The organism is Deinococcus sp., from assembly GCF_018260405.1.
In the GTDB taxonomy this organism is placed as follows: Bacteria; Deinococcota; Deinococci; order Deinococcales; family Deinococcaceae; genus Deinococcus.
This window is the reverse complement of sequence record NZ_JAGLBG010000221.1, coordinates 1-1,087: the sequence shown is the minus strand read 5'-3', so window position 1 is coordinate 1,087 and position 1,087 is coordinate 1. Positions and strand designations below refer to the sequence as shown.

Sequence of the window (1,087 nt, the reverse complement as noted above, 5' to 3'; positions counted from 1 at the left end):
GCCCTCCCAGGACACCGCCTATAAACTTACTGCGATTTACTATCTAATTCCCCCAATTTACGCGCTGAGCAGTTACGTTCAGGGGATTATCCATTAAAATACTTCTTGTGAAGATAACGCTCACAGCCAAACTGAAGTTGCGGCATACCCCGGAGCAGAAACAAGCTCTGGATGCCGTCACTTTGGCTTACCGTGATGCGCTTAACTTTGCCTCTGAAGTCGCCCATAAAGAAGGGAAACTTTCGGCAGGGATGCGTCTTCAGAAACTGGTGTATGAGGATTTGCGGGAGAAGTTTGGCCTGCCTTCCCAAATGGCGTGTAATGCTCCCCGTCAGGTTGCTAGTAGCTACAAGGTTCAGTGGACAAAGTTTCGTCAGAACCAAGCGGCCCGTGAGAAGGGATACACCAAGCGTCGTTACAAGGGGCTGGACAATCCATGCAAGTTTGTCAGTCGCACCCTGACCTACAACTTTGGACGTGACTACTCTTGGAAGAAAGGCCAGCAAGTCAGTGTGCAAACACTGGAAGGCCGTCAAGTGATGGAATATGACGGCTATTCTAAGCACCTTGAGTACATTGCACAGGGTTGTGAAGTTGGAGCGGCGAAGCTCTACTACCAGAAGTCCAAGAAGCAGTATTACCTCTTGGTATCGCTGGAAGTAGAAATGGCTGACCCTCAGCCAGAAGACCATAAGCGAGTTGTCGGGGTGGATGTAGGCCAGCGGTATCACGCCGTTGTCTCTGACACCCAAGGCAACTCTTTCTTCCAAAGCGGTAAGCAGGCCCGCCAACGGAAAGACCACTTTTGCCGCCTGCGTCGCAATTTGCAGCGTAAAGACACCCGTTCCGCTACCAGAAAACTTATTCAGGTTAGCGGGAGGGAGAGACGGTTTATCGCTGATTGGAACCACAAGCTGAGTCTTCGTATTCTTCGCCGTTTCCCCAATGCTTTCATCGGGCTTGAGGATTTGACGAATATCCGTGACCGTACTGAGGGGCGCGCTAACCCCAAGGTTACGCAAAAAGCACGCGCCAATAAACGCCGCAGAAGCCAGTGGAGCTTTGCTGAACTGCAAACCTTCCTTGT

Annotated in this window: 1 protein-coding gene; it reads left to right on the top strand. The window is 51.1% G+C overall.

What is annotated here, in order from left to right; genetic code table 11:
- Positions 1-107 precede the first annotated feature (107 nt).
- Positions 108-1,087 (top strand): transposase (locus QZ269_RS13175; protein WP_291427152.1); only part of this gene is annotated, 980 nt, incomplete at its 3' end.